This is a genomic window from Psychrobacter sp. Pi2-52 (genome assembly GCF_904846705.1).
In the GTDB taxonomy this organism is placed as follows: domain Bacteria; phylum Pseudomonadota; class Gammaproteobacteria; order Pseudomonadales; family Moraxellaceae; genus Psychrobacter.
Map to the genome: position 1 here is coordinate 23,636 of NZ_CAJHBS010000015.1, position 23,042 is coordinate 46,677.

Sequence of the window (23,042 nt, forward strand, 5' to 3'; positions counted from 1 at the left end):
TTTTTATCAATCTTTAGAATCAGTTATCGACAAAAGGATCGATAAAAATTGCTCTACGTTGCACCAATATTATCATTACAACAAAATCCAGTTATGGTACTTGAGAACCTTTATCTTGACTAGATATTTTTGCATTAACTTAGCGATTGCAGGCCATGTGCAATCGCTTATATTTCTTAATAGTAACGCAAAAAACCGCAGTGTTTTACCAAGGTTATCTTAGCTCTCTTTTTTATTGCTCATTTCTGTTTTGAAAGATGTCTGACAATGACATTATTTATAGGTAATATAAAGGTAGTAGTAAAATTGACGCAGGCTTCATTGGTTGGGTGCACTCTATTGGTTTACTCTTAACTGGCAACGATAAGCATAGGCGTTAATGAAGATTTAGATAAACAAAACATCAAGACTTTTATGATTAGTAATTTAAAACTTATAATTCTTATATATTGGTTTTATAAATCTATTCAGCTTAGTTATGCTTTGTACATAAACAACGACTACCAAGATTCACGGTTTGTTATTTCTATTATCATAGCCTAGGAGTTATACCATGTCCGACTCAACCAATAACACCACTGACAAAAACACTGCTCCAGATGCTGCTCGTTGTCCTGTAGATCACGAAAGCAATAATAATGCGCCTACTAACACAACCTATGATCAGGGTGATGGTCAAGGCCCAACGATCCATAGCGAAAACGTTGATAACACGCATGAGCCTGAGCGTCCGAGCATGGGTGGCTGCCCTGTTATGCATCAGGCACATACTACCACTGCATCTGCTGCGACAGATTGGTGGCCAAACGCACTGAACTTAGACATATTGCATCAGCAAGACAAAAAAACTGATCCAATGGGTGAAGACTTTGATTATGCTGAAGCTTTTAAGCAGCTAGACTTAGAAGCAGTCAAAACTGACCTAAAAAACCTAATGACTGAGTCGCAAGAATGGTGGCCAGCTGATTGGGGTCATTATGGCGGTTTGATGATTCGTATGGCTTGGCATTCAGCTGGTACGTATCGCGGTGCTGATGGTCGCGGCGGCTCTAATACTGGTAACCAACGCTTTGCACCATTAAACAGCTGGCCTGACAACGTCAACCTTGATAAAGCCCGTCGTCTATTATGGCCAATCAAGAAAAAATACGGCAATAAATTGTCTTGGGCCGATTTGATGATTTTGGCAGGTAACATGGCTTATGAGTCTATGGGTTTCAAAACCCTAGGATTTGCTGGTGGCCGAGCTGATATTTGGCATCCAGAAAAAGACATCTATTGGGGTTCTGAGCGTGAATGGTTAGCTGAAACTAAAAACCGTTATGACAGCGATGAAGACCGCGCGTCACTAGAAAACCCACTAGCAGCAGTACAAATGGGCTTGATTTATGTTAACCCTGAAGGTGTGGATGGTAACCCTGACCCACTAAAGACCGCTCAAGATATGCGTACTACTTTTGCTCGTATGTCAATGAATGATGAAGAGACGGTCGCTCTAACCGCTGGTGGGCACACCGTTGGTAAATGTCACGGTAATGGTGATGCAACGATACTAGAAGACGAGCCAGAAGCCGCTGATATCAAAGAGCAAGGTCTAGGCTGGCGCAATCCTAAGGGTCGTGGTAATGCAGGCGATACTGTTTCAAGTGGTATCGAAGGCGCATGGACCACCAACCCTACACAGTGGGATCACGGTTATTTCGAGCTACTATTGAACCATGAATGGGCACTAACCAAGAGTCCAGCCGGTGCGTGGCAGTGGGAACCAACTGACATCAAAGAAGAAGATCGTCCACTAGATGCTCATGATCCAAGTGTCCGTCGTAACCCAATCATGACTGATGCAGATATGGCATTGAGCAAAGATCCTATCTATCGTGAGATTTCAGAGAAGTTCCATAACAACCCAGAGTACTTTGATAAAGTATTCGCTAGAGCGTGGTTCAAACTGACTCACCGCGATTTGGGACCGAAATCTCGTTACTTAGGTGCTGATGTACCGAGCGAAGACTTTGTATGGCAAGACCCTATTCCTACAGGTAATGCGGACTTAACTGCTGATGATATTGCAACGCTAAAATCGCAAATATTAGACAGTGACCTTAGTCGTCGTGAGTTAATCATTACAGCATGGGACAGTGCTCGCACGTTCCGCGCTTCGGACTATCGCGGCGGTGCAAATGGTGCACGCATCCGTTTAGCCCCACAAAAAGACTGGGCAGGCAATGAGCCAGAACAATTACAACGTGTTCTTGATACATTGACCAGCATTCAGTCTGGCTTTGATAAAGACGTTAGCTTAGCAGACCTTATTGTATTGGCTGGTAATGCTGCTATTGAGCAAGCAGCAAACGATGCAGGCGTAGATATTACTATACCGTTTAATCCAGGTCGCGGTGATGCTGACGCTGAAATGACTGACGCTGAATCTTTTGCTGATTTAGAGCCGCTACATGATGGTTATCGTAACTGGATTCAGGGCGACTATGCGGTATCACCAGAAGAGATGCTACTTGATCGCACGCAGCTAATGGGATTGACAGCGCCTGAGATGGTCGTATTGCTTGGTGGTATGCGAGTGCTTGATACCAACCATGGTCAGAGCCAATATGGCGTCTTTACTGAACGTGCTGGCGTGCTTACCAACGACTTCTTTGTCAATTTAACAGACATGAACTACACATGGCACCCTGTAAAAGCAGCAGACAACACTGCCAATAGCTACGAAGTACGTGAGCGTGGTACAGGAAACGTCAAATGGCAAGCAAGCCGTGTAGATTTGGTATTTGGCTCTAACTCTATATTACGTGCTTATGCTGAGCTATACGCGCAGGATGATAACTTAGAGAAATTCGTTCGTGACTTCGTCCGTGCTTGGAACAAGGTTATGAATGCAGATCGATTCGATATTGCCAAATAGGCTGAGTTTGAAATTGGTCAATACCGACTAATTAATAGTAATAAATAACTTTATAACTAACGAACAGCTATCTTTTAGAAGGTAGCTGTTTTTTTATGCTTAATAGTGACCGCTCTTTATAAATTGTTAGGTCAAGTTACCTCAATGGCTAAAAAGTACTTACTGACTATGCAGCATTTACTGAACAAATAATTTTTTAGCATTGCAAAATACAAATTCTATATTCATAATTATCATAAATTGATAGCTATTTATTATATACAAGAATAATAGCTTTGTTTTACACTACTTTATTACTGTATGTTCAGACATTTTTACTTTCATATACAGACGAGGTTTGTATATTTATACAATAGGATTAAGTTATGGCAATCGACGTAGTGGTCAACCAACGGCATTTACAGATTCAGCTCAAACAGCTAGAAACAGTATGGCATACGGTGATTAACGGTTATAACTTAAGCCAAGCGGCGACCGTGCTACATACCAGTCAATCAAGCTTATCAAAGCATATTGCTGCGTTAGAAAACCAGTTAAAGACGGAAGTATTCGTGCGCCAAGGCAAACGCCTGACGGGACTGACCACTATGGGCACAGCGCTCATGCCGCATATCGAGTCTATCTTTGCTGAAATTCGTACCATTGAAAACCTAAGTTTAGACTTTAATAATCCTAATATCGGTACGCTGACGATTGCCACCACTCACACTCAAGCGCGTTATGTATTGCCGCAAGTGGTTAAAGAGTTCAAAGATCGTTTCCCTAAGGTAAATTTGATTTTGCAACAGGCAGATCCTGAGACCATCGCTCAGATGGTCATCCGTGGTCAAGCCGATATCGGTATCGCTACTGAGTCCCTTCTGCATAACAACTATTTAAGATGCTATCGTTACTATGACTGGACGCATCGCGTTATCGTACCAAGTGATCACGAACTGGCTAGTCAAGAGTCTATTGATCTGCCCACACTTGCCAGCTACCCGATTGTGACTTATCACGGTGGTTTTACAGGACGCGGCGCGATTGACAAGACGTTTGATGAAGCAGGACTGGAGCCAGATATCGTACTAGCGGCGCTCGATGCCGATGTAATTAGCACCTATGTTGGTCTGGGCCTAGGTATTGGTATCATCGCAGAAATGGCCTTTGAGCCAAGCCATTATCAAAACCTGACTGCCATACCCGTCGATCATTTTGGGCGCTTTACCAGTTGGATGGCAGTACGCGATGACGCAGAAATCCGTCAATATGGTCGCGCTTTCATGGAGCTATGCCAAAAGCAATTTGCAAATTAATGAGCATTTGTTAAATAAAGTATCTCAGACTTGCTCACCCTTACTAGACTGAGCTGTGGATGATAAAATAGATTCTAGAACGTTATTCAATGTTTCTTTTATATATTATTCACACTTGTATTGATATTTGGTCGAATGAAATTGATTAGCGACTAAATATCAATACATATTAACTTGCTCTTTTGTAAACAGGTGATACCGCTCATGGAAAAATTCGTAGCGATCATTATGGCAATTTTTGCCGCCCCTCTACTCATTGGCGGCGCTTATTTATTGTCCTTAGGCGGTAGTCCTTACTACCTTATTGCTGGCGTTATCATACTAACGACAGCTTTTTTATTGTTCAAAAAACACTGGAGTGCTTACGGGTTATATGCGCTATTTATCGTAGCAACCATGGCTTGGGCGCTTTGGGAATCTGGGTTCTATTGGTGGGCACTAGCACCTCGAGTTGGCTTCCCGCTTATATTTGGTTTGCTCATGCTACTGCCATGGGTATCCAACAAAATGCGTGGGCCTAAAACTCAAGTAAACGCAAATGCTGCAGCTAATGCATCAACCACAAATACTGCTAAGAAAAGCCCTCTGTATTATTGGGGATTGCTCGTAAGCGTAATCGTAGGTGCACTACTCTCTTTTGGTAGTTTAGCTAACAATGCCACTGACAAACTCGGTGAGCTAGACTTGACTGCTGCAAATGATGACGAGCAAAACGTCAGCTCAGATGAGACCTCAGCCAACCTCGGTGATCCGTTATCAAACGGTCAACAAACGCCAGATGGTGAGTGGAGTGCGTATGGTCGTACTGATTATGGTCAGCGCTACTCGCCTCTAGATAAAATCAATACCGATAACGTCAAAGATTTAGAACTGGCATGGCAAATCCAAACAGGTGATGTCAAAGGTCCTAACGATGTCGGCGAGACCACTTATCAGGCAACGCCATTAAAAATCGGTAACGGCTTATACCTATGTACCCCGCATAACTGGGTACTAGCGCTAGATGCCGACTCTGGTGAGACGCTATGGAAGTTTGATCCTCAAGTAGAGGAAAACTTACAACGCCAGCACCAAACCTGTCGCGGCGTATCTTATTATGCTGGTCAAGCAACCAGTCCTGTGCAAGTACAGAAAATTGCTGGCAATACCTTTGAAAACGCGTCTAAGCAATGTGATGCCAAGATATTTATCCCAACCTCTGATGCGAAACTATATGCACTCGATCCAAATACTGGGCAACGCTGCCAAGACTTTGGGGATGATGGTGCATTAGATTTGATGCACAACATGCCGTTCAATCAAGCAGGTTACTATTACTCGACGTCACCACCAGTCATCGCGGGTGATACCATCATCGTAGCTGGTGCCGTCAATGATAACTATGACGTCAACTCGCCTTCTGGTGTGATCCGTGCGTATGATGTCAATACCGGTGAGCTTCTTTGGAACTGGGACTCAGGCGATCCTGATAATACAGCGCCTTTCGATGTCAATGATCCAACCCAAACTTATAAGACCAGCTCACCAAATTCATGGTCAGTCGCTACTGCCGATGAAGAGCTTGGATTGGCATACTTCCCTATGGGTAACCGTACGCCAGATCAGCTAGGTAGCTACCGAAATGCCGCTGAAGAAAAGTATGCAACATCTGTTGTCGCCCTAGATATCGAGACTGGTGAAGCACGCTGGGTTCAGCAGTTTGTGCATCATGACCTTTGGGATATGGACACGCCTGCTCAGCCAACCTTACTTGATCTAGATACGGCCGATGGTGTACAGCCTGCGCTGGTTGTACCAACCAAACAAGGCGATGTATATGTATTGAACCGCGCAACGGGTGAGCCTATTGTACCTATCAAGGAGCGTCCTGCACCGCAAGGCTATCTGATAGCGGGAGAGCACGCAGCGCCAACTCAGCCTTATTCTGGCTTGAGCTTTGAGCCTGAACCACTGACTGAAAAAGACATGTGGGGTGCCAGTCTCGTTGATCAAATGATGTGCCGTATTGAGTTCAATCAGCTCAACTATGATGGTCGCTATACCCCACCATCAACCAATGGTAGCTTGGTCTATCCTGGTAACTTTGGTACCTTTAACTGGGGCGGTATCGCAGTCGATCCTGAGAATGGCGTGATGTTCGGTATGCCAACATATTTGGCATTTACCTCAAAACTCATTCCTAGAGACACGTTAGGCGATGCAGAGACCAATAAAGGCGAGCAAGGCGTCAATGCCAATGAAGGGGCAGATTATGCAGTAGAATTAGGTCCCTTCTTGTCACCATTAGGCGTGCCATGTCAGCAGCCACCATGGGGCACAATCGCTGGTGCTGACCTAGCCACAGGTGATATTGCTTATCAACGCAAAAATGGTACGGTACAAGACTTGTCTCCTATTCCTATCAAACTGGAATTGGGCGTACCTGGTATCGGTGGACCTATCATCACCAAAGGCGGCGTCGCGTTCTTGTCAGCGGCGACAGAAAACAACTTCCGAGCTTATGACTTAAAAAATGGCGACGTGCTATGGAATGTCCGTATTCCAGCAGGTGGTCAAGCCACGCCAATGACTTACTTAAACTCTAAAGGTGAGCAAATGGTCGTATTGGTTGCAGGTGGTCATGGTTCAGTTGGAACAACCATCGGTGATTATGTCTTAGCTTACAAACTTAGCGACCAAGATAAATAATGTTGCATTTGGTTCTTAAGATAATGATTATTTAATTTATCATCATCTTATAATTAGAGAAGCAGGTAACTTAGGTTGCCTGCTTTTTTTAATGCCATCTTTTTTTAATGCCATAGTATAATGCTGCTAAATCCTTTTATTACCTTACTTATGGTTTATTTATCGCTTATTTTGACAAACGACAACCTTTATAAATACACCTTAATAATTGTTAAGCGAGCTTAAAAACAGAGTTAACTGACTTTGTTATGATTCATTAACAGTGACTAGCGGCACTTGAAACTACCACTGTCTATAAGCATATCAGTAGAAAATAATTTACACACTACTGGAACATTTATGAGTAATAAAATCCCTTTATCTTTTTTAGATCTTGCGCCTGTACCTCAAGGCAAAACCATCGCTGAAGGCATCGCCCAAACAGTGGAAACCGCGCAGCAAGCAGAAAAATCAGGCTTAAACCGCTACTGGATGGCAGAGCATCACAATATGCCGGGCATCGCCAGTGCAGCCACCTCAGTACTACTATCGCATATCGGTAGTAAAACCGACCGTATCCGTATTGGTGCTGGCGGCGTTATGCTACCGAACCATGCCCCTCTCGTGATTGCTGAGCAGTTTGGTACTTTGCAGGCATTATATGGTGACCGTGTGGACCTAGGCCTAGGCCGTGCACCTGGTACTGATGGTGCGACGTTTCAGGCACTTCGTCGACAAATGAAAGATGCCGAACGCTTTCCACAAGATGTGCAAGAGCTGATGTATTTCTTAGGTAATGATACAGATGGCAGCCCTGTACAGGCATTCCCTGGCGCAAAATCAGGCATACCGATTTGGATATTAGGCTCTTCTCTATTTGGTGCGACTTTGGCTGCACATTTAGGACTACCTTATGTGTTTGCCTCTCACTTCGCCCCGCAAATGCTTGGGCAAGCAATTGAGGCTTACCGTGAACAGTTTAAACCGTCTGTCTATCTAGATAAGCCTTATGTGATGCTAGCTGCAAACTTATTGCTGGCTGATGATGATGCGACCGCCGAGTATCATTTTACTTCAGCACAGCAGAGTTTTGTACGTCTGCGTCGTGGCGAAACAGGTCAAATGCCTAAGCCTACCCACGATATGGACAGTATCTGGAGTCAAGCAGAGAAAATGATGGTAGACAATGCATTGTCAGTATCATTCATTGGCTCTGTTGACACGGTCAAACCAAGACTCGCTGCATTTTTGGCAACCTATCAGCCAGATGAGCTAATTGTGACGGCCAATATCTATGACCAAGCCGCCCGTATCCGTTCACTTGAACTTACACCGGAGCTAAACTTATTTACTTTACAATGAAATGAGACACTTGCATAATTATTGATGAACCTTAACTGGATTTTTGACATGGAAGCAACTCCCATTATCGGTGCATCGCTCATGATTGGCTCATCAATATTTATGTATATCATCGCCTTTCTTGCAGTTATGGCTATCGGTGGTTATTTGACCTATCGTACTAGCCCAAAGCGTAAGCAGCGCCGTGAAGACAAGCGTAATAGTGAACGCTAGATTAATAAAAAAGCCCTCTTTCCTTATTTGAAAAGAGGGCTTTTTTAATGCTGTCAAAATTAGATAAGGCGAAAGTACTTGCTTATTTAAAGATAGTATAAAATCTGTATTACATTAATCCAAGGGCACGTAACGTCGCTGCCCCAATCGCCATACCAAACATACCGACGACGGTAGTAAATGCCAAAATATTAGCCGCTAATACGTCATTGCCACCCATTGCTTTTGCCATGACATAGCTGGCTGCAGCTGTGGGCGATGCGACCATCAAGAATAACACACCCATATGCACGCCTGATAGTCCAAATCCGAGCCCAACAGCGATCGCAATCAATGGTGCAATGACAATTCGCCCAATACTCGCCTGCATGGATAAGCCCGAAGGATGCAACATAGACTTTAGGTTAATACTAGCACCCGCACAGATCAGTGCTAACGGCAGAGCCACCGCTGCTAATAAGTCGCCAGTCGTATGAATCACCCCAGTAAGCGGTGGTAACGGCAATGCTTTGTAGACGAATGCGCCAACCAATGCCAAAATTAGAGGATTGGTCAGTAACTTTTTCACAATCATTGTACCGCGACTAATCCATGTGTCATCCACGCTTTTGGATACGCGGCTCAAGGTAATAACCGCTAAGATATTAAATAGTATCGTCACCACGCCCATATAGACAGCACCGATACTTAATCCTTGTGCGCCGTAAGCGTTGGCCACGGTTGCAAGGCCAATGATGGCCATGTTGCTACGGAATACGCCTTGTACAAACACACCTTGGTCCTCAGGACGCTTGACGAAGCGTTTGGCATAAAACTCTGCGCCAATAAATAATATAAACGTCACCAAGATACCAACCAGGATAAGCGTAATTTGCTTACCATAATCGACGTCGCTATCGACCACGCTAAAAAACAATAAACACGGCAAGCAATAATTAAAGACAAAACTTGATGCCTGATCGATAAAAGTTTGGCTTGCCTCACCGCGTCGTTGCATAAAAAAACCCAACCACATTAAGGCAAGGTTGGGTAAGACAATGGTAATAGCAAAAACAATAGCATCAATCATAAGTAGACTCAGTTCGGTGACAAGCCCATCAATATATGGACATCAGCGATACAAATTAACAAGTAGTAAGAAAATTTACTGACCTAGTATAGAGACAAAGTAGCAAGTAGGACAAGGTTACATGTGACTTTCTTTTAAAATCGAACGTTTTTTTGACAAACAAAAGCCCGTAACGAAATGTCATTACGGGCTTTTATACTATAAGTGCTTTATTATAAAAGGCTTTATTGCATAGCTGTTATGAGTCCAATGCCGCTTTTGCTTTTTTATGCTTTTTAACCGTCATCGCCAACAACTGAATAGCAGCAGGGGTTACACCGCTTACGCGTCCCGCTTGAGCTAGCGTCGCAGGACGAACTTGCGTAAGTTTCTGTACTATCTCATTCGATAGACCTGACACGATACTATAATCAAAGTCTAACGGTAGCGCTGTGTTTTCTAGTCGCTTCATTTGGTCGATATCTTCTTGTTGACGGTCGATATAGCCAGCATATTTGACAGAAATCTCTATCTGCTCACCCACTTGTGCATCAACGGTTGAGTCAGTGATAGCCGCGATATCAGCAAAATGTATTTGCGGACGCTTTAGCAAATCGAAGGCAGTAGACTCTTTAGACAGCACTTCACCTGTTTGCTCGGTCACTTGCTTACCTAATGCATTAGCAGGCGTGGCCCACATATCTTTTAGGCGTGAAGTTTCTGTGGCGATGGCTTCCATTTTTTCTTGATAGGCTTGCCAGCGTACATCGTCTACCAGACCTAGCTTACGACCAGTCTCAGTCAAACGCTGATCTGCATTGTCTTCACGCAGCAATAAACGATATTCTGCACGGCTTGTAAACATGCGATACGGCTCGGTAGTACCGTGGGTAATCAAGTCATCGACAAGCACCCCAAGATACGCTTCATCGCGGCGCGGTGTCCATATGTCAAACTCACTGTTATTGGTCGTCACCAATGCCGCATTGGTTCCTGCTAGCAAACCTTGTACGCCTGCTTCTTCATAGCCTGTCGTACCATTAATCTGACCTGCAAAGTACAGACGATCGATAGACTTAGTTTCTAGCGTTGGCTTGAGGTTTTGTGGATCAAAGTAATCATACTCAATCGCATAACCTGGACGAGTAATATGCGCGTTTTCTAAGCCTTTCATACTATGAATAAAGTCTAACTGCACATCAAATGGCAAACTGGTTGAGATACCATTTGGATACAACTCATGTGTGGTCAGACCTTCTGGCTCGATGAAAATCTGATGGCTGTCTTTATCCGCAAAGCGATGGATTTTATCTTCGATAGATGGGCAATAACGTGGACCCACACCTTCGATTTTGCCAGAGAACATCGGCGAACGATCTAAATTTTCACGGATGATGTCATGTGTACGCGCATTGGTATGCGTTATATAACAATTTACTTGCTCAGGATGCATAGAGACGTCACCCATGTAGCTCATAACTGGCAGCGGCGTATCACCAGGCTGTACGGTCATCACACTGAAGTCAACACTACGTGCATCAATACGCGCTGGCGTGCCTGTTTTTAGACGACCCACTGGTAATTTTAACTCACGCAGACGATCAGCAAGCTTGATAGAAGGCTGATCCCCTGCACGGCCGCCATTTGAGTTTTCTAGACCGATATGAATGACCCCACCTAGAAAAGTCCCTGAGGTCAATACAACGGTTTCAGTCTTGAAAACAATACCTGTAGAAGTAACAACAGCTGTCGCACGTCCATTCTCTACCAAGATATCATCAGCGGCTTGCTGGAATAAATCTAGGTTTGGCTGGTTTTCTAGCGTATGGCGAATAGCCGCTTTATACAGGATACGATCTGCTTGTGCACGAGTGGCACGAACGGCAGCCCCTTTACGGCTGTTCAATACGCGGAACTGGATACCAGCTTTGTCTGTCGCCAGCGCCATTGCACCGCCTAACGCATCAATCTCACGTACAAGATGTGATTTACCGATACCACCAATTGCTGGATTACAGCTCATCTGCCCGAGTGTCTCAATGTTATGCGTCAACAATAAGGTCTGTGCGCCCATACGTGCAGCAGCCAGCGCAGCTTCTGTGCCAGCATGACCACCGCCGATCACTATCACGTCGTAATGTTTTGGGTATTGCATGTTTGCCTCACTTGACTCATAACGCTGCCGGGTACCACATTTCATTGAATAATATGGTAGTCGGCAAATAAACGTCAGTCGTATTTATAAAAAAGATAACGACTCAGATAAGTCGTTCATAATTGGTTAGATAACCTGTCATTATAACAATTTTTTGACGCTTAAAAAACGCTAGAACAAAAACTATTATAATTAAGCGCAAAGATATTTATGCCAGTAATGACGATGTTGACAGTAACACCGTCATTACTAATGCAGCCACCATCACTTTAGTGGTTAGCTTTTTAGTTTATGATGATATCTTAGCCATTACCGTTACCACGGCTTAGCGGTACTATTTGATCCGATTGACCACTAGACAGCATATGGTGGCTACCATACCCTTCTGGGTTGATCTGCAAATAGGCATTCATTTGTCCAATGGCATCGCCGTCATCACTTGCTAAGATCTGCTCTTTGATGAGCTCGACTGGCGGTAATGGTAAATTCTTGAGCAATGCCAAGCGCTGGTCGTTATCACCCTTATTAACCACCAACTCGATCAGCTGACGCGCATCAATAGGTAGATCAGGGGTATTTTGAGCCAATAATGCCAAATGATAGGCACCTGCAGTATCTTGATCTGCAACGACGCGCTGCTCGATAGCGATATAAGTCGCTTCTGTCGCACCGCCTGCCACACTCAGCTGATGAATACACTTGAGTGCTGAATTTGACTCATTACTAGCAATCTCGATGATACGCGTAGATTCGTTTTTTAGACGCTCACGACGCTTTCCAATGGCCGCCTGCTCAGCCGCTTCTCTTTGCTCGTTTAACTGTTCGCTGGTTTGGTTATTCATAAAGCTCTCTTACTCATCTAGTAATTATTATTTATATCGCTGATATCTTGGTCACTATATGGGGGTAAATCCTATAAAAACAACGAAGCCTAATGATATAGGCACGTGGAAATACTATGGGAACAATAATAAATACGGTACTAACAATATTAATAGCGAAAATAAAAAAACCCAAATAGCCATTAATGACTATCTGGGTTTGCTATGCTCATGTCTTACAAAGGCTAATTGGACATCAAAGATATCCAACTAACACTCTCAAGTATTAAGCAGCAGGGCTGTTTGCTTCAACCAATGGCTTTAGCTCGCCTGACTGATACATTTGCAAAATAATGTCAGATCCACCCATCAACTCACCATCGATCCATAACTGTGGGAACGTTGGCCAGTTAGCAACTTTCGGCAATGTTGCACGGATTTCTGGGTTTTCTAAAATGTTTACGAACGCAAATGGACGACCAATCTGAGTCAACACTTCAATAGAGCGCGCAGAAAAACCACACTGCGGAAATTGCGGCGTGCCTTTCATGTAGATAATGACTTTATTGTCACGAATTTGATCACGGATCAATTGTTCAACATCGTTTGCAGCAGTGTTTGGGGTTTGCTCACTCATAAAAGCTCCTATTGATAAAGCGGTTTATTAAAATGATTATTTATATAAAAATAATTATGTGAAGATATGGCTGATACATGGGGTGACTGCTTATAGATTACAAGCGCCCTTTTATATTGTTTTAGCCAGTTGTTGTTTACTAAACCCAAAAGCTCTAGATTCAACAGCTCCTAGATTCGATAACGTTATGGACCAACCGCATTAGGCACCAATAATACCACGGCGTTGGCCATGATGCCTTCTTGTCGACCGGTAAATCCCAATTTTTCCGTCGTAGTGGCTTTCACACTGATATTGCTGATATCCGTTTGCAAGTCGCTCGCAATATTAGCGCGCATCGCTTGGTTGTGCGGTGCCAGCTTAGGACGCTCACACATTACCGTGATATCAGCATTGCCTAGGCTATAACCTGCCTCTTGCACTTTGCTATAAACGTAGCGTAGCAAAATACGTGAATCTAAGCCTGCATGGGCAGCATCTGTATCAGGGAAATGCTGACCAATATCACCAAGTGCTAAAGCACCAAGTAGCGCGTCTGCCAAGGCATGCAAGACCACATCGCCATCAGAATGTGCCAGCAAACTGTGCGAATGCTCAATGGGCACCCCTGCTAATACGACGTATTGTTGCTGCTGACCGTTGTTATGAAACGCGTGAACATCAATACCTTGACCGATTTTTATCATTGTTGTTCCAAGATGAGTTAGACGTGATTAAAATAATTCAAAATGACTATCTGAATTTTCAAAGCGGTTTTCCCAATAGCTAGATAGCATCGGTCGCCACCAGTTTCAATTAACTGGTATAATATGACGTTTATTTTATCATAATACCAGATCCAAAAGACAAGCTGACACTGGTATGCTCAGACTACCTATTGTGGTTAAGGCATATCTATTGGCGTAATGTCTCATTTGGATAGTGTACAAATAGTTGAGCCGTTCTATGTCAGCCATACAAAACACCTCAAGCGCAGTCATTTCTGAGTCTTTCAATGCTCATCGCCCGTTGACCCTTGCCGACGTCGAAAACCCTAGCACCAAACATGTGATTGTCGGTATGTCAGGTGGGGTTGATTCTTCTGTGTCAGCCGTATTACTTCAGCAAGCAGGCTTTAAGGTCGAAGGTCTGTTTATGAAAAACTGGGAAGAAGACGATGGCACTGAATACTGTACGGCAATGGACGACCTAGCAGACGCGCAAGCCGTATGTGACAAAATCGGTATGAAGCTACACACTGCCAACTTTGCTATGGAATATTGGGACCGTGTTTTTGAGCATTTTTTGGCAGAATACAAGGCTGGACGCACCCCTAACCCCGATATCTTGTGCAACAAGGAAATCAAGTTTAAGGCGTTTTTGGACTACGCGTTGACCCTTGGTGCAGATTATATCGCTACAGGTCACTATACGCGCCGCAGTGTGAATTACAAAAATGCCGAGGGTGACGAGGTTGCTCAGCTCTTACGCGGTCTTGATAATAATAAAGACCAAAGCTACTTCTTACATGCGGTTGGCGGTGACAAAATTGCTAAAACGCTATTCCCAGTTGGTGAGCTTGAAAAGCCAGTGGTACGTCAGATCGCTGAAGAGCATGACTTAGCGACGGCTAAAAAGAAAGACTCTACAGGTATTTGCTTTATTGGTGAACGCCGCTTTAAAGACTTCTTACAGCAATATCTGCCTGCTCAAAAAGGCGAGATACTTACTGATGATAATAAAGTCATCGGTACTCATGATGGCCTCATGTATTACACACTGGGTCAACGCGGCGGCATCGGCATTGGCGGTGTTAAAGACCGTGTAGAGGCACCGTGGTTTGTATTGGCAAAAGATTTAGAGAAAAACCGTTTAATCGTTGGTCAAGGGCACGAGCACCCGATGCTAATGAGCAACGAGCTAAAAGCCTATAAGCTCGATTGGATTGATGGTCTACCACCTGCGGATGTGTTTAGCGACGAAGGTCTAGCCTGTATGGAAAAGTCTCGCTATCGCCAGCCAGATCAAGCGTGTCGCGTATTTGCGACCAATGCTGATGGCAGCGAAGTGCGCGTGGTATTTGATGAGCCACAGCGCGCCGTCACCCCTGGTCAGTCAGCAGTATTTTATATCGATGAAGTATGTCTGGGCGGCGGCGTGATTGAATCTATTGATGCACCTTGCGGATTTTAATTACTTCTTAAGACTACAACCTAAAGCACAGATGTTGACGCAGTGAATAGATTTATTTTAACGATCGTCAACATCGCTTTATTTGCATAGACCGCTTTTTTAATATCATATTTCTGCTATATTACGCGCAACGATTTCGACGTCGTTTTTTATATGGTAATTTTTTATCTAGACTCTTGCAGTTTTTTATTTCATAACTACTGAGGCATAACCATGACCCCACTTACCGCTCTCTCTCCAATTGATGGTCGTTACGCATCAAAGGCTGACAGCTTACGTCCTTATTTATCTGAATTTGGTCTAATCAAAGCCCGCGTTACGGTAGAGATTCGCTGGTTGCAGTCTTTGGCTGACAACAGCGCAATTGGTGAATTAGCAGCATTTGATGACCAGACCAACGCTTTTTTGAATGCAATCGTTGATGATTTTAGCGAAGCAGATGCTCAAGCTATCAAAGACATCGAAGCGACGACCAATCATGATGTAAAAGCGGTTGAGTACTTTATCAAAGACAAGTTCCGTGGTCAGGATGCCTTGATTGACTCACTTGAGTTCATTCACTTTGCTTGTACAAGTGAAGATATCAATAACCTATCGTATGCATTGATGCTCAAAGACAGCCGCGAGCTAGTCGTTGCCAAAATGCAGCAAGTGACTGACAGTATCGTTGATTTATCTATTGCTCACGCTGATCAGCCAATGCTATCACGTACACATGGTCAGACAGCCAGTCCAACGACGCTTGGTAAGGAGATGGCAAACGTAGCCTATCGCCTAGCCCGTCAAATCAAGCAAATCAATCAAGTAGAGCTATTAGGTAAAATCAACGGCGCAGTCGGTAACTATAATGCGCATTTTTCAGCGTATCCTGATGTCGACTGGCAGAGCCATGCTGAAGCGTTTATCAATCAGCGTCTAGAGCTAACGTTTAACCCTTATACGACTCAAATTGAGCCACACGACTATATCGCTGAATTGTTTGATGCCGTTAAACGCTTCAATACAATATTGATCGATTTCAACCGTGATATCTGGCAATATATTAGCTTAGGCTATTTTAAACAACGCCTAAAAGACGGTGAAGTTGGTTCTTCTACTATGCCGCATAAAGTCAACCCAATTGACTTTGAAAACTCTGAAGGTAACTTAGGCGTTGCCAACGCTATGCTAGCCCATTTGGGTGAGAAGTTACCAATTTCACGTATGCAGCGTGACCTATCGGACTCAACGGTGTTGCGTAACATCGGTGTTGGCCTAGCACAGAGCATGATTGCGTTTGATGCTTGCCTAAAAGGTGTGGGTAAACTTGAGCTAAATGCACAGCGTTTAAATGATGACTTGAATCAAGCGCAAGAAGTGTTGGCAGAACCAATTCAAACAGTCATGCGTCGCTATCGTGTTGAAAATCCGTACGAGAAACTAAAAGCTTTGACTCGTGGTAATGCCATGACTCGTGAAGCCATGCTAACGTTTGTCGAAAGCGATGAGCTATCGGCAGTTAGTGATGCGGATAAAGAAAGCCTACGTGCATTGACGCCTGCTACTTATATCGGTAATGCCGCTGAGCAAGCACGCGCTATTAAAGAATGGATTGCCAAGCTTTAATAACTGATAAGAGCATACTGATAATAAGATCGGACTAGAAAGGTAGGAGCGCATAGTATTGTTTACTCGCTCCTATCTTTCTAGCACTTTTATCTTATTCAATTGTTATCTTAATAGTTGTTATCTTAATAGCTATTATCTGAATAAATAATAACCTTACTTTGAACGCTATGATTGGTTTTGATTCGATTGCTTTTGATTCAAAACTCATAGTCGATAAGTAAGGTTTTATTTTTTATCATCATCGTCATCACTGTCGCCTGGTATGATGGCTTTGCCTACAGCGACGGTTCCTTTGACCACGCCTTTGGTAGTTTTATAAGCGATTTTAGCGGGTACTGTGACGATTTTATGGACACAGGCTTGTAGCAAAAACACGCTAGCGATGATGACAACAAAATGCAGGTTTTTCATAACGTTCCTACGATTGAGTGGATGCTCTGATGACAGCTATTATTTTGATAATCGTTATTGCTTATATGTACTATATAAACGTTACCAAAATAATAGACATCAAATAGATGACAATCTTAAACTATTAAAACCTTCCTATAAAGCATCCCTTATTATTAATCTTGTACACCGCCAAAATATGGATTTATCAATGACTTCTATTCCTCTTTGTTTACCCGACTCTATCACGCCTGAGCAATTCCTAACTGAATACTGGCAAAAGAAGCCACTACTTATCAAGCAAGGGTTGCCGCAGCTGATTGACATGTTTGAACCAGATGACATGATTGGTCTTGCGCTTGAAGAAGATGCTAGCGCAAGATTGCTGACTCAAGCAGCCAGTAAAAAAGAAGGTCGGGCACAGTGGCAACTCAAAAAAAGCCCACTGAATGAAACGGATTTTGAAAACCTACCAGAGCAATGGACCGTATTGGTACAGAATCTTGAGCAATGGTCGCCAGAGCTTGGTCAGTTGTGGCAAGCGTTTGACTTTATTCCGCAATGGCAGCGCGATGACATCATGGTCTCTTATGCGCCAGCAGGTGGTTCGGTCGGTAAACATTATGACGACTACGATGTGTTTTTGGCACAAGGCTATGGCTCTAGACGTTGGCAACTAGGCAAATTCTGTGATGACCAGACAGAGTTTGTTGCTGATGAGCCGCTGCGTTTATTTGACGACATGGGCGAACTGATCTTTGATGAGATACTAGAAGCGGGTGATGTCCTTTATGTACCGCCTAAATTATCACATTTCGGTGTGGCACAAGATGACTGTCTGACTTTCTCGTTTGGTTGCCGCCGTCCAAACCTGATGCAAATCATCGATAGTGTGGCCGATATTGCGACTAACGACAGCAAGCTATTTATCCCGATGCTACTACCGCAAGCACTACAAGCGTCAGGTGAATTGCAAGCAGATAGCATTGCCGCTATCAAGGCGCAATTGCTAGAAATGCTACAATCTGATCGCGGTGATGATATGATTCGCCAAGCAGTCTCTGAGGTGGTGAGTAAGCGCCAATACGATGCGCTGATGCCAGAGGAAACACTGGACACCGATGAGCTTGTACAAGCCTTGTCTGAAGGTGCGCTATTGCAGGCGGACTATAGCAACCGCCTACTCTATAGCCAGACCACTGATGGCACCGTGCTGTATGCCAATGGTCAACGCATCGATGGGCTTGATGAATCGGCGATAGCAGTACTAGTACGCTTGGCCAATGGTGAAGCATTACAGCATAGCGACGTCACCGATGTTGATGCAGATGATTTGAGCGAATGGCTAGAAAACGGTTGGGTATGGGTTGATATTGCTAAATAACATCCTGTCATCAGGCTTCAGTTAAACAGCATAAATAAAAAAACCGCTATCTGATAATTACTCAGATAGCGGTTTTTTCTTATACATCTTATGCAATCACTGGTTTGGTAGTTATAGCGCTACCAAACACCGCTTAGCCTTTATAAAAGTTGATATAAAAACTAAGCGGATTCGTAATTACTGCATTGACTCTACTCTGTACCAAGCTCAAGCAAGCTCGCGTTACCACCGATTGCTGTGGTATTGATAGTCTTGACTCGCTCAGTGACAAAGCGATGCAGATAATCAGGCGTTAGCATTTCTGACAAGCCTTCCATATCAGTGACACTGATAACCTGTGTCAAAATACCGTCAGTATTGGCAAGCTCTTGACTGATGACTTGCACTTCGCTGCGGCTACCAGAGACAGCCACTTGTGCTAGACGATCGATGTATAAAAGCGTGACTGTTTGCGAATCGTTAGCCACACTCAATACATCTTCGCTGATACCTGTGTCGTGCAGTATCTTAGCAGCTTCATTACACATCTCATCTTGGCTTGGGCAATGCAATATAACTTCATTACCTGTTAGGAGTGCCGCGATGAGCTGACCTAATACTGCCATGGCTCTAGCAGTTTCGCCACCGATGACCATCGTCTTACCACGACCAGTCACATACAAGTCATTGGACTCGCCTGTTGCCCCTGTCATACGATGCATCTCATCCAAGCTAGGCGCAGCGCTCAACAAATGGTTGAATAAACGCTTTGCTTTATTGGCATCACCAGTGAGCAATGCCAGTTTTGGAACGGCTGCTTGTAGATACGTTGCGCGATTCACTGCGCCGAGTAATCGCCAAGATTCACAAACCTGGGCATGATTTTTTTTGAATTCAGTCGCCATGTTGCTACTCCTTATGCGAGTTCTGTTTGAGTGGTAGTTTGGGTTTCGGTCGCTGTCATATGAGCAGCTGACTGTTCAGCGTTAACTGATTCTGAGCTAAGTTGCATCAGACGCGCGACATAGTGCGGGCCACCAGCTTTAGGACCAGTACCTGATAGACCACAACCACCGAATGGTTGGACGTTTACGACCGCGCCGATTTGGTTACGGTTGATGTAAGTGTTACCAACAAAGGCACGGCGCTCAATGTGCTCAACAGTATTTTCGATACGGCTATGGATACCTAACGTCAAACCAAAGCCTGTGTTGTTAATGGCATCAATCAGCTTATTCAAATCACGTGCTTGATAACGAAGTACGTGTAGAATTGGGCCAAAGTGCTCACCACCGATCACATCGATGCTCTTCACTTCGATTGCGGTTGGCAATACAAAGGTAGACTTCTCTTGACTAACAACTGAGCTTGAGCTCATGGGCGTCTGTGCCAAGATAGTAGCAGTCGGCTCAGCACTCATACGTTCGATGTGCGCCTCTAAACCATGCTTAGCATCAGCATCAATCACTGGACCTACATCTGTCGCAGCATATAGAGGATTACCTACAGACAGCTCAGCCATATTACCTTGCAATAGCTCGATTAAATCATCTGCCATCTCTTCTTGCACACACAATATGCGACAAGCTGAACAACGCTGACCTGCTGAACCAAATGCTGATAGTACCGCATCTCTAACGACTTGCTCTGGCAGTGCTGTTGAGTCAACGATCATCGCATTTTGACCGCCAGTCTCAGCGATAAAGACAGGCAATTCGCCACTGGTTTGTGCATGGTCATTTAAGCTTTGGTTGATACGTTGGGCTGTTTGAGTAGAGCCTGTAAATATCACACCTGCAATGTTGTCAGCAGCCGTCAAAGCACCACCTACGTCGCCTGCGCCAATGACTAATTGCAATGCTTCTGCGGGTATACCCGCTTGATACATCAACTGTGCACCAAAGTGAGCTACCAAACTGGTTTGTTCAGCAGGTTTCGCTACTACCGTGTTACCTGCAGCAAGTGCAGCTACAATCTGTCCCGTATAGATAGCCAATGGGAAGTTCCATGGACTGATACAAACGAAAGTACCGCGTGCTTTATACACTTGACGAGACTGCTTGCCAGCCAAGTCTGTGAACTCATGTACGACGTCATCTAGACGCTCTGCTTCGTCAGCATAGAAACGACAGAAATCAACGGCTTCTTTGATTTCATCAATACCGTCTTGCATGGTTTTACCCGCTTCAACTTGGCATAGTGCCATTAGTTCAGCGTAGTTTTCTTCGTATAGCTCAGCAATCTTACGTAATATCTCAGCACGCTTAGCAGCTGGTACATTTTTCCATACATCTTGACCAGCAACAGCAACGTCAATCGCTTGGCGAGCCACTTCAGCGTTGGCATAAGTTACTTTACCAGCACTAACTTCGTGGTTCCAAGGCGCAAGTACAGTCTGCGTATCAAGCTGATTCGTTTGACCATCTACTTCGTAGGTATCAACAGCTTTACCATTGATGATAGAGGTTGCTGACCATGTCTTATGCAGATGGCTATCAATAGCTGATTTGAACGGCAGCCATTGTGACTCTACAAAGATATTAGGGCCAAAACTTGCACGGCGTTCACCGTAAATCTCTAACGGTAACGGGATGTCTGGATTGTGCAATGTTGCATTACCAAGTAGCTTGTCGTATGGATGCACCGTTAGCTTTTCAATTGGGTAAGATTTGTCTAGCAACTGATGAACAAACGAGCTGTTGGCACCGTTCTCAAGCAAGCGGCGTACCAAGTACGGTAGCAAGTCTTTATGCGCACCTACTGGCGCATAGATACGTACAGGAATCTCATAAGCTTGCAAAATATGATCATAAAGCGCATCGCCCATGCCGTGCAGACGTTGGAATTCAAAATCTCTATGTGCAGTCATGGTCATGATTGAAGACAGTGTATGCGCATTATGCGTGGCAAACTGTGGCCAGATTAGCCCGCGCAGATGGTCTGACAATAAGAAGCGCGCACAAGCAAGATATGCAGTATCCGTACCTTCTTTACGTGTCCAAACTGGATAGCCTGATAGACCTTTTTGCTGAGCAAGTTTGATCTCAGTATCCCAGTAAGCGCCTTTTACTAGACGTACTGGAATACGATCACCGACTTCAGTAGACAAACGAGCAAGCCATGCTAATACAGCGATTGCGCGTTTAGAGTACCCTTGTACAACGATACCTAAACCATCCCAGTCCGCCGTTAAATTATCACGGTACAAAGACTCAAACAGTTTTAGAGAAATCTCAAGACGATCTGCTTCTTCAGCATCAATACTGATATCGACATTGACTTCACGTGCCGCTTCAATCAATAGTAGGCAGCGCTGACGCAATAACCCCATTACTTGCGCTTCTTGCGTGGCTTCATAGCGAGGATGCAGTGCTGATAATTTGATAGACACTGACGGCTTTGGCATGCCTTCTTTGACTTTTACGTTGGCCGTAGCTCTGATCGCATGTAGATAGTCGTTGAAGTATTTTTCCGCATCTTTATGCGTGATGGCCGCTTCGCCTAACATATCAAATGAATAGGTATAGCCTCTGTTACGATATGGTTGGCTGTTTTTATTGGCGTCTTCGATGGTCTCGCCCAATACAAACTGATGGCCCATGATACGCATGGCTTTTTGCATCGCACTGCGAATGACAGGCTCACCCATCTTCTTAGTCATGCGATCCAAGAAACCTGATGCAGTGGTGCTGCTATCAATACTGACAACGCGACCAGTCATCATCATGCCCCAAGTAGAGGCATTGACCATAAAGCCATTGTCATTTTTAATGTGCTTTTTCCAGTCGGCCACACTCATTTTGTCATGAATCAACGCATCAGCTGTATAGTTGTCTGGCACACGAATCAAGGCTTCTGCCAAGCTCATTAGCAAGATACCTTCTTGAGTATCAAGGCTATACTCCAGCAATAATGAGTCAACCATCTTGACGGCTTTACCATCATTACGCACGTGCTCGACCAGTTTGCGCGTTTGCTCAGCAGCAGCATCGCGTTCTTCTATACTGGGTTTAGCAAGTGGCAATAACTCAGACAACCAACGTTCTTCATCGGCGCTATATAGCGGCGAAATACGCTTATTTAGCGCTTCTGCTGACTGGGCGAGATACTCAGGCGACAGCATATCAACAGGATTAAACAAGATCGGCTCTTGCGGGGTAAACTGGTCTACTGGGTTCATAATAACTCCATAACTATCGTTTAAAAACCATAATAAATGGTGCTTTAGGAAGTCTGATCGTCCTGTATAACTGCTCATAACCGCTATCAAAAAATAGGGGTTATTGACGGATATTCACAGCAATAATCAAAAGACCAAACGGCGCCATCACAAAACTAAAAATCCAGCATAGGCTGGAGACGGTTAAGTAGGTCGTTCGACTGTTAAACGG

General features: G+C 44.2%; 16 protein-coding genes. 8 read left to right on the forward strand and 8 right to left on the reverse strand.

Going from position 1 to position 23,042, the window contains the following annotated elements:
• Positions 1 to 736: 736 nt before the first annotated feature.
• The 5 genes from katG (at position 737) to JMY00_RS09085 (ending at position 8,457) form a co-directional block, all read left to right on the forward strand.
• Positions 737 to 2,920, forward strand: coding sequence for a catalase/peroxidase HPI (gene katG, locus JMY00_RS09065; protein WP_201579963.1), 2,184 nt, complete (start codon positions 737 to 739; stop codon positions 2,918 to 2,920).
• A 365-nt stretch (positions 2,921 to 3,285) separates the two neighbouring features.
• Positions 3,286 to 4,215 (forward strand): LysR substrate-binding domain-containing protein, encoded by a 930-nt coding sequence (locus JMY00_RS09070; RefSeq protein ID WP_057759664.1) that lies wholly within the window; start codon positions 3,286 to 3,288, stop codon positions 4,213 to 4,215.
• Positions 4,216 to 4,419: 204 nt separating this feature from the next.
• Positions 4,420 to 6,903, forward strand: coding sequence for a membrane-bound PQQ-dependent dehydrogenase, glucose/quinate/shikimate family (locus tag JMY00_RS09075; RefSeq protein WP_201579935.1), 2,484 nt, complete (start codon positions 4,420 to 4,422; stop codon positions 6,901 to 6,903).
• Positions 6,904 to 7,242: 339 nt separating this feature from the next.
• Positions 7,243 to 8,244 (forward strand): LLM class flavin-dependent oxidoreductase, encoded by a 1,002-nt coding sequence (locus JMY00_RS09080; RefSeq protein WP_102092171.1) that lies wholly within the window; start codon positions 7,243 to 7,245, stop codon positions 8,242 to 8,244.
• A 48-nt stretch (positions 8,245 to 8,292) separates the two neighbouring features.
• Positions 8,293 to 8,457 (forward strand): hypothetical protein, encoded by a 165-nt coding sequence (locus tag JMY00_RS09085; RefSeq protein WP_160021934.1) that lies wholly within the window; start codon positions 8,293 to 8,295, stop codon positions 8,455 to 8,457.
• A gap of 109 nt (positions 8,458 to 8,566) precedes the next feature.
• On the opposite strand, the gene JMY00_RS09090 is transcribed toward JMY00_RS09085, so the two are convergent.
• From JMY00_RS09090 to ispF, 5 genes are all read right to left on the reverse strand, one after another.
• Positions 8,567 to 9,526 carry an AEC family transporter gene (locus JMY00_RS09090; protein WP_101204815.1) on the reverse strand — a complete coding sequence of 320 codons (960 nt, stop codon included), beginning with the start codon at positions 9,524 to 9,526 and terminating at the stop codon, positions 8,567 to 8,569.
• 238 nt (positions 9,527 to 9,764) lie between these two features.
• Positions 9,765 to 11,660: a tRNA uridine-5-carboxymethylaminomethyl(34) synthesis enzyme MnmG gene (gene mnmG, locus JMY00_RS09095; RefSeq protein ID WP_201579936.1), complete on the reverse strand. Its 1,896-nt coding sequence runs from the start codon at positions 11,658 to 11,660 to the stop codon at positions 9,765 to 9,767.
• Between the two features lie 302 nt (positions 11,661 to 11,962).
• Positions 11,963 to 12,502: a hypothetical protein gene (locus tag JMY00_RS09100; RefSeq protein WP_201579937.1), complete on the reverse strand. Its 540-nt coding sequence runs from the start codon at positions 12,500 to 12,502 to the stop codon at positions 11,963 to 11,965.
• A gap of 265 nt (positions 12,503 to 12,767) precedes the next feature.
• The gene (gene grxD, locus JMY00_RS09105) at positions 12,768 to 13,118 is read right to left on the reverse strand and encodes a Grx4 family monothiol glutaredoxin (RefSeq protein WP_193012410.1); all 351 of its coding nucleotides are present in this window, start codon (positions 13,116 to 13,118) and stop codon (positions 12,768 to 12,770) included.
• 185 nt (positions 13,119 to 13,303) lie between these two features.
• Positions 13,304 to 13,804 carry a 2-C-methyl-D-erythritol 2,4-cyclodiphosphate synthase gene (gene ispF / locus JMY00_RS09110; protein WP_201579938.1) on the reverse strand — a complete coding sequence of 167 codons (501 nt, stop codon included), beginning with the start codon at positions 13,802 to 13,804 and terminating at the stop codon, positions 13,304 to 13,306.
• A 259-nt stretch (positions 13,805 to 14,063) separates the two neighbouring features.
• Between ispF and mnmA the strand changes: the two genes are divergently transcribed.
• Complete coding sequence (gene mnmA / locus JMY00_RS09115; protein WP_201579939.1) at positions 14,064 to 15,290, forward strand: tRNA 2-thiouridine(34) synthase MnmA; 1,227 nt, start codon at positions 14,064 to 14,066, stop codon at positions 15,288 to 15,290.
• 213 nt (positions 15,291 to 15,503) lie between these two features.
• Positions 15,504 to 16,895: an adenylosuccinate lyase gene (gene purB, locus JMY00_RS09120; protein WP_201579940.1), complete on the forward strand. Its 1,392-nt coding sequence runs from the start codon at positions 15,504 to 15,506 to the stop codon at positions 16,893 to 16,895.
• Positions 16,896 to 17,123: 228 nt separating this feature from the next.
• Here purB and JMY00_RS09125 read toward each other — a convergent pair whose 3' ends face one another.
• Positions 17,124 to 17,309, reverse strand: coding sequence for an NF038104 family lipoprotein (locus JMY00_RS09125; protein ID WP_179797309.1), 186 nt, complete (start codon positions 17,307 to 17,309; stop codon positions 17,124 to 17,126).
• A 190-nt stretch (positions 17,310 to 17,499) separates the two neighbouring features.
• Between JMY00_RS09125 and JMY00_RS09130 the strand changes: the two genes are divergently transcribed.
• Positions 17,500 to 18,672, forward strand: coding sequence for a cupin domain-containing protein (locus JMY00_RS09130; protein WP_201579941.1), 1,173 nt, complete (start codon positions 17,500 to 17,502; stop codon positions 18,670 to 18,672).
• Between the two features lie 191 nt (positions 18,673 to 18,863).
• Here JMY00_RS09130 and JMY00_RS09135 read toward each other — a convergent pair whose 3' ends face one another.
• The gene (locus JMY00_RS09135; protein ID WP_201579942.1) at positions 18,864 to 19,556 is read right to left on the reverse strand and encodes a 1-pyrroline-5-carboxylate dehydrogenase; all 693 of its coding nucleotides are present in this window, start codon (positions 19,554 to 19,556) and stop codon (positions 18,864 to 18,866) included.
• A gap of 11 nt (positions 19,557 to 19,567) precedes the next feature.
• The gene (gene putA / locus JMY00_RS09140; RefSeq protein WP_201579943.1) at positions 19,568 to 22,831 is read right to left on the reverse strand and encodes a bifunctional proline dehydrogenase/L-glutamate gamma-semialdehyde dehydrogenase PutA; all 3,264 of its coding nucleotides are present in this window, start codon (positions 22,829 to 22,831) and stop codon (positions 19,568 to 19,570) included.
• Positions 22,832 to 23,042 lie beyond the last annotated feature (211 nt).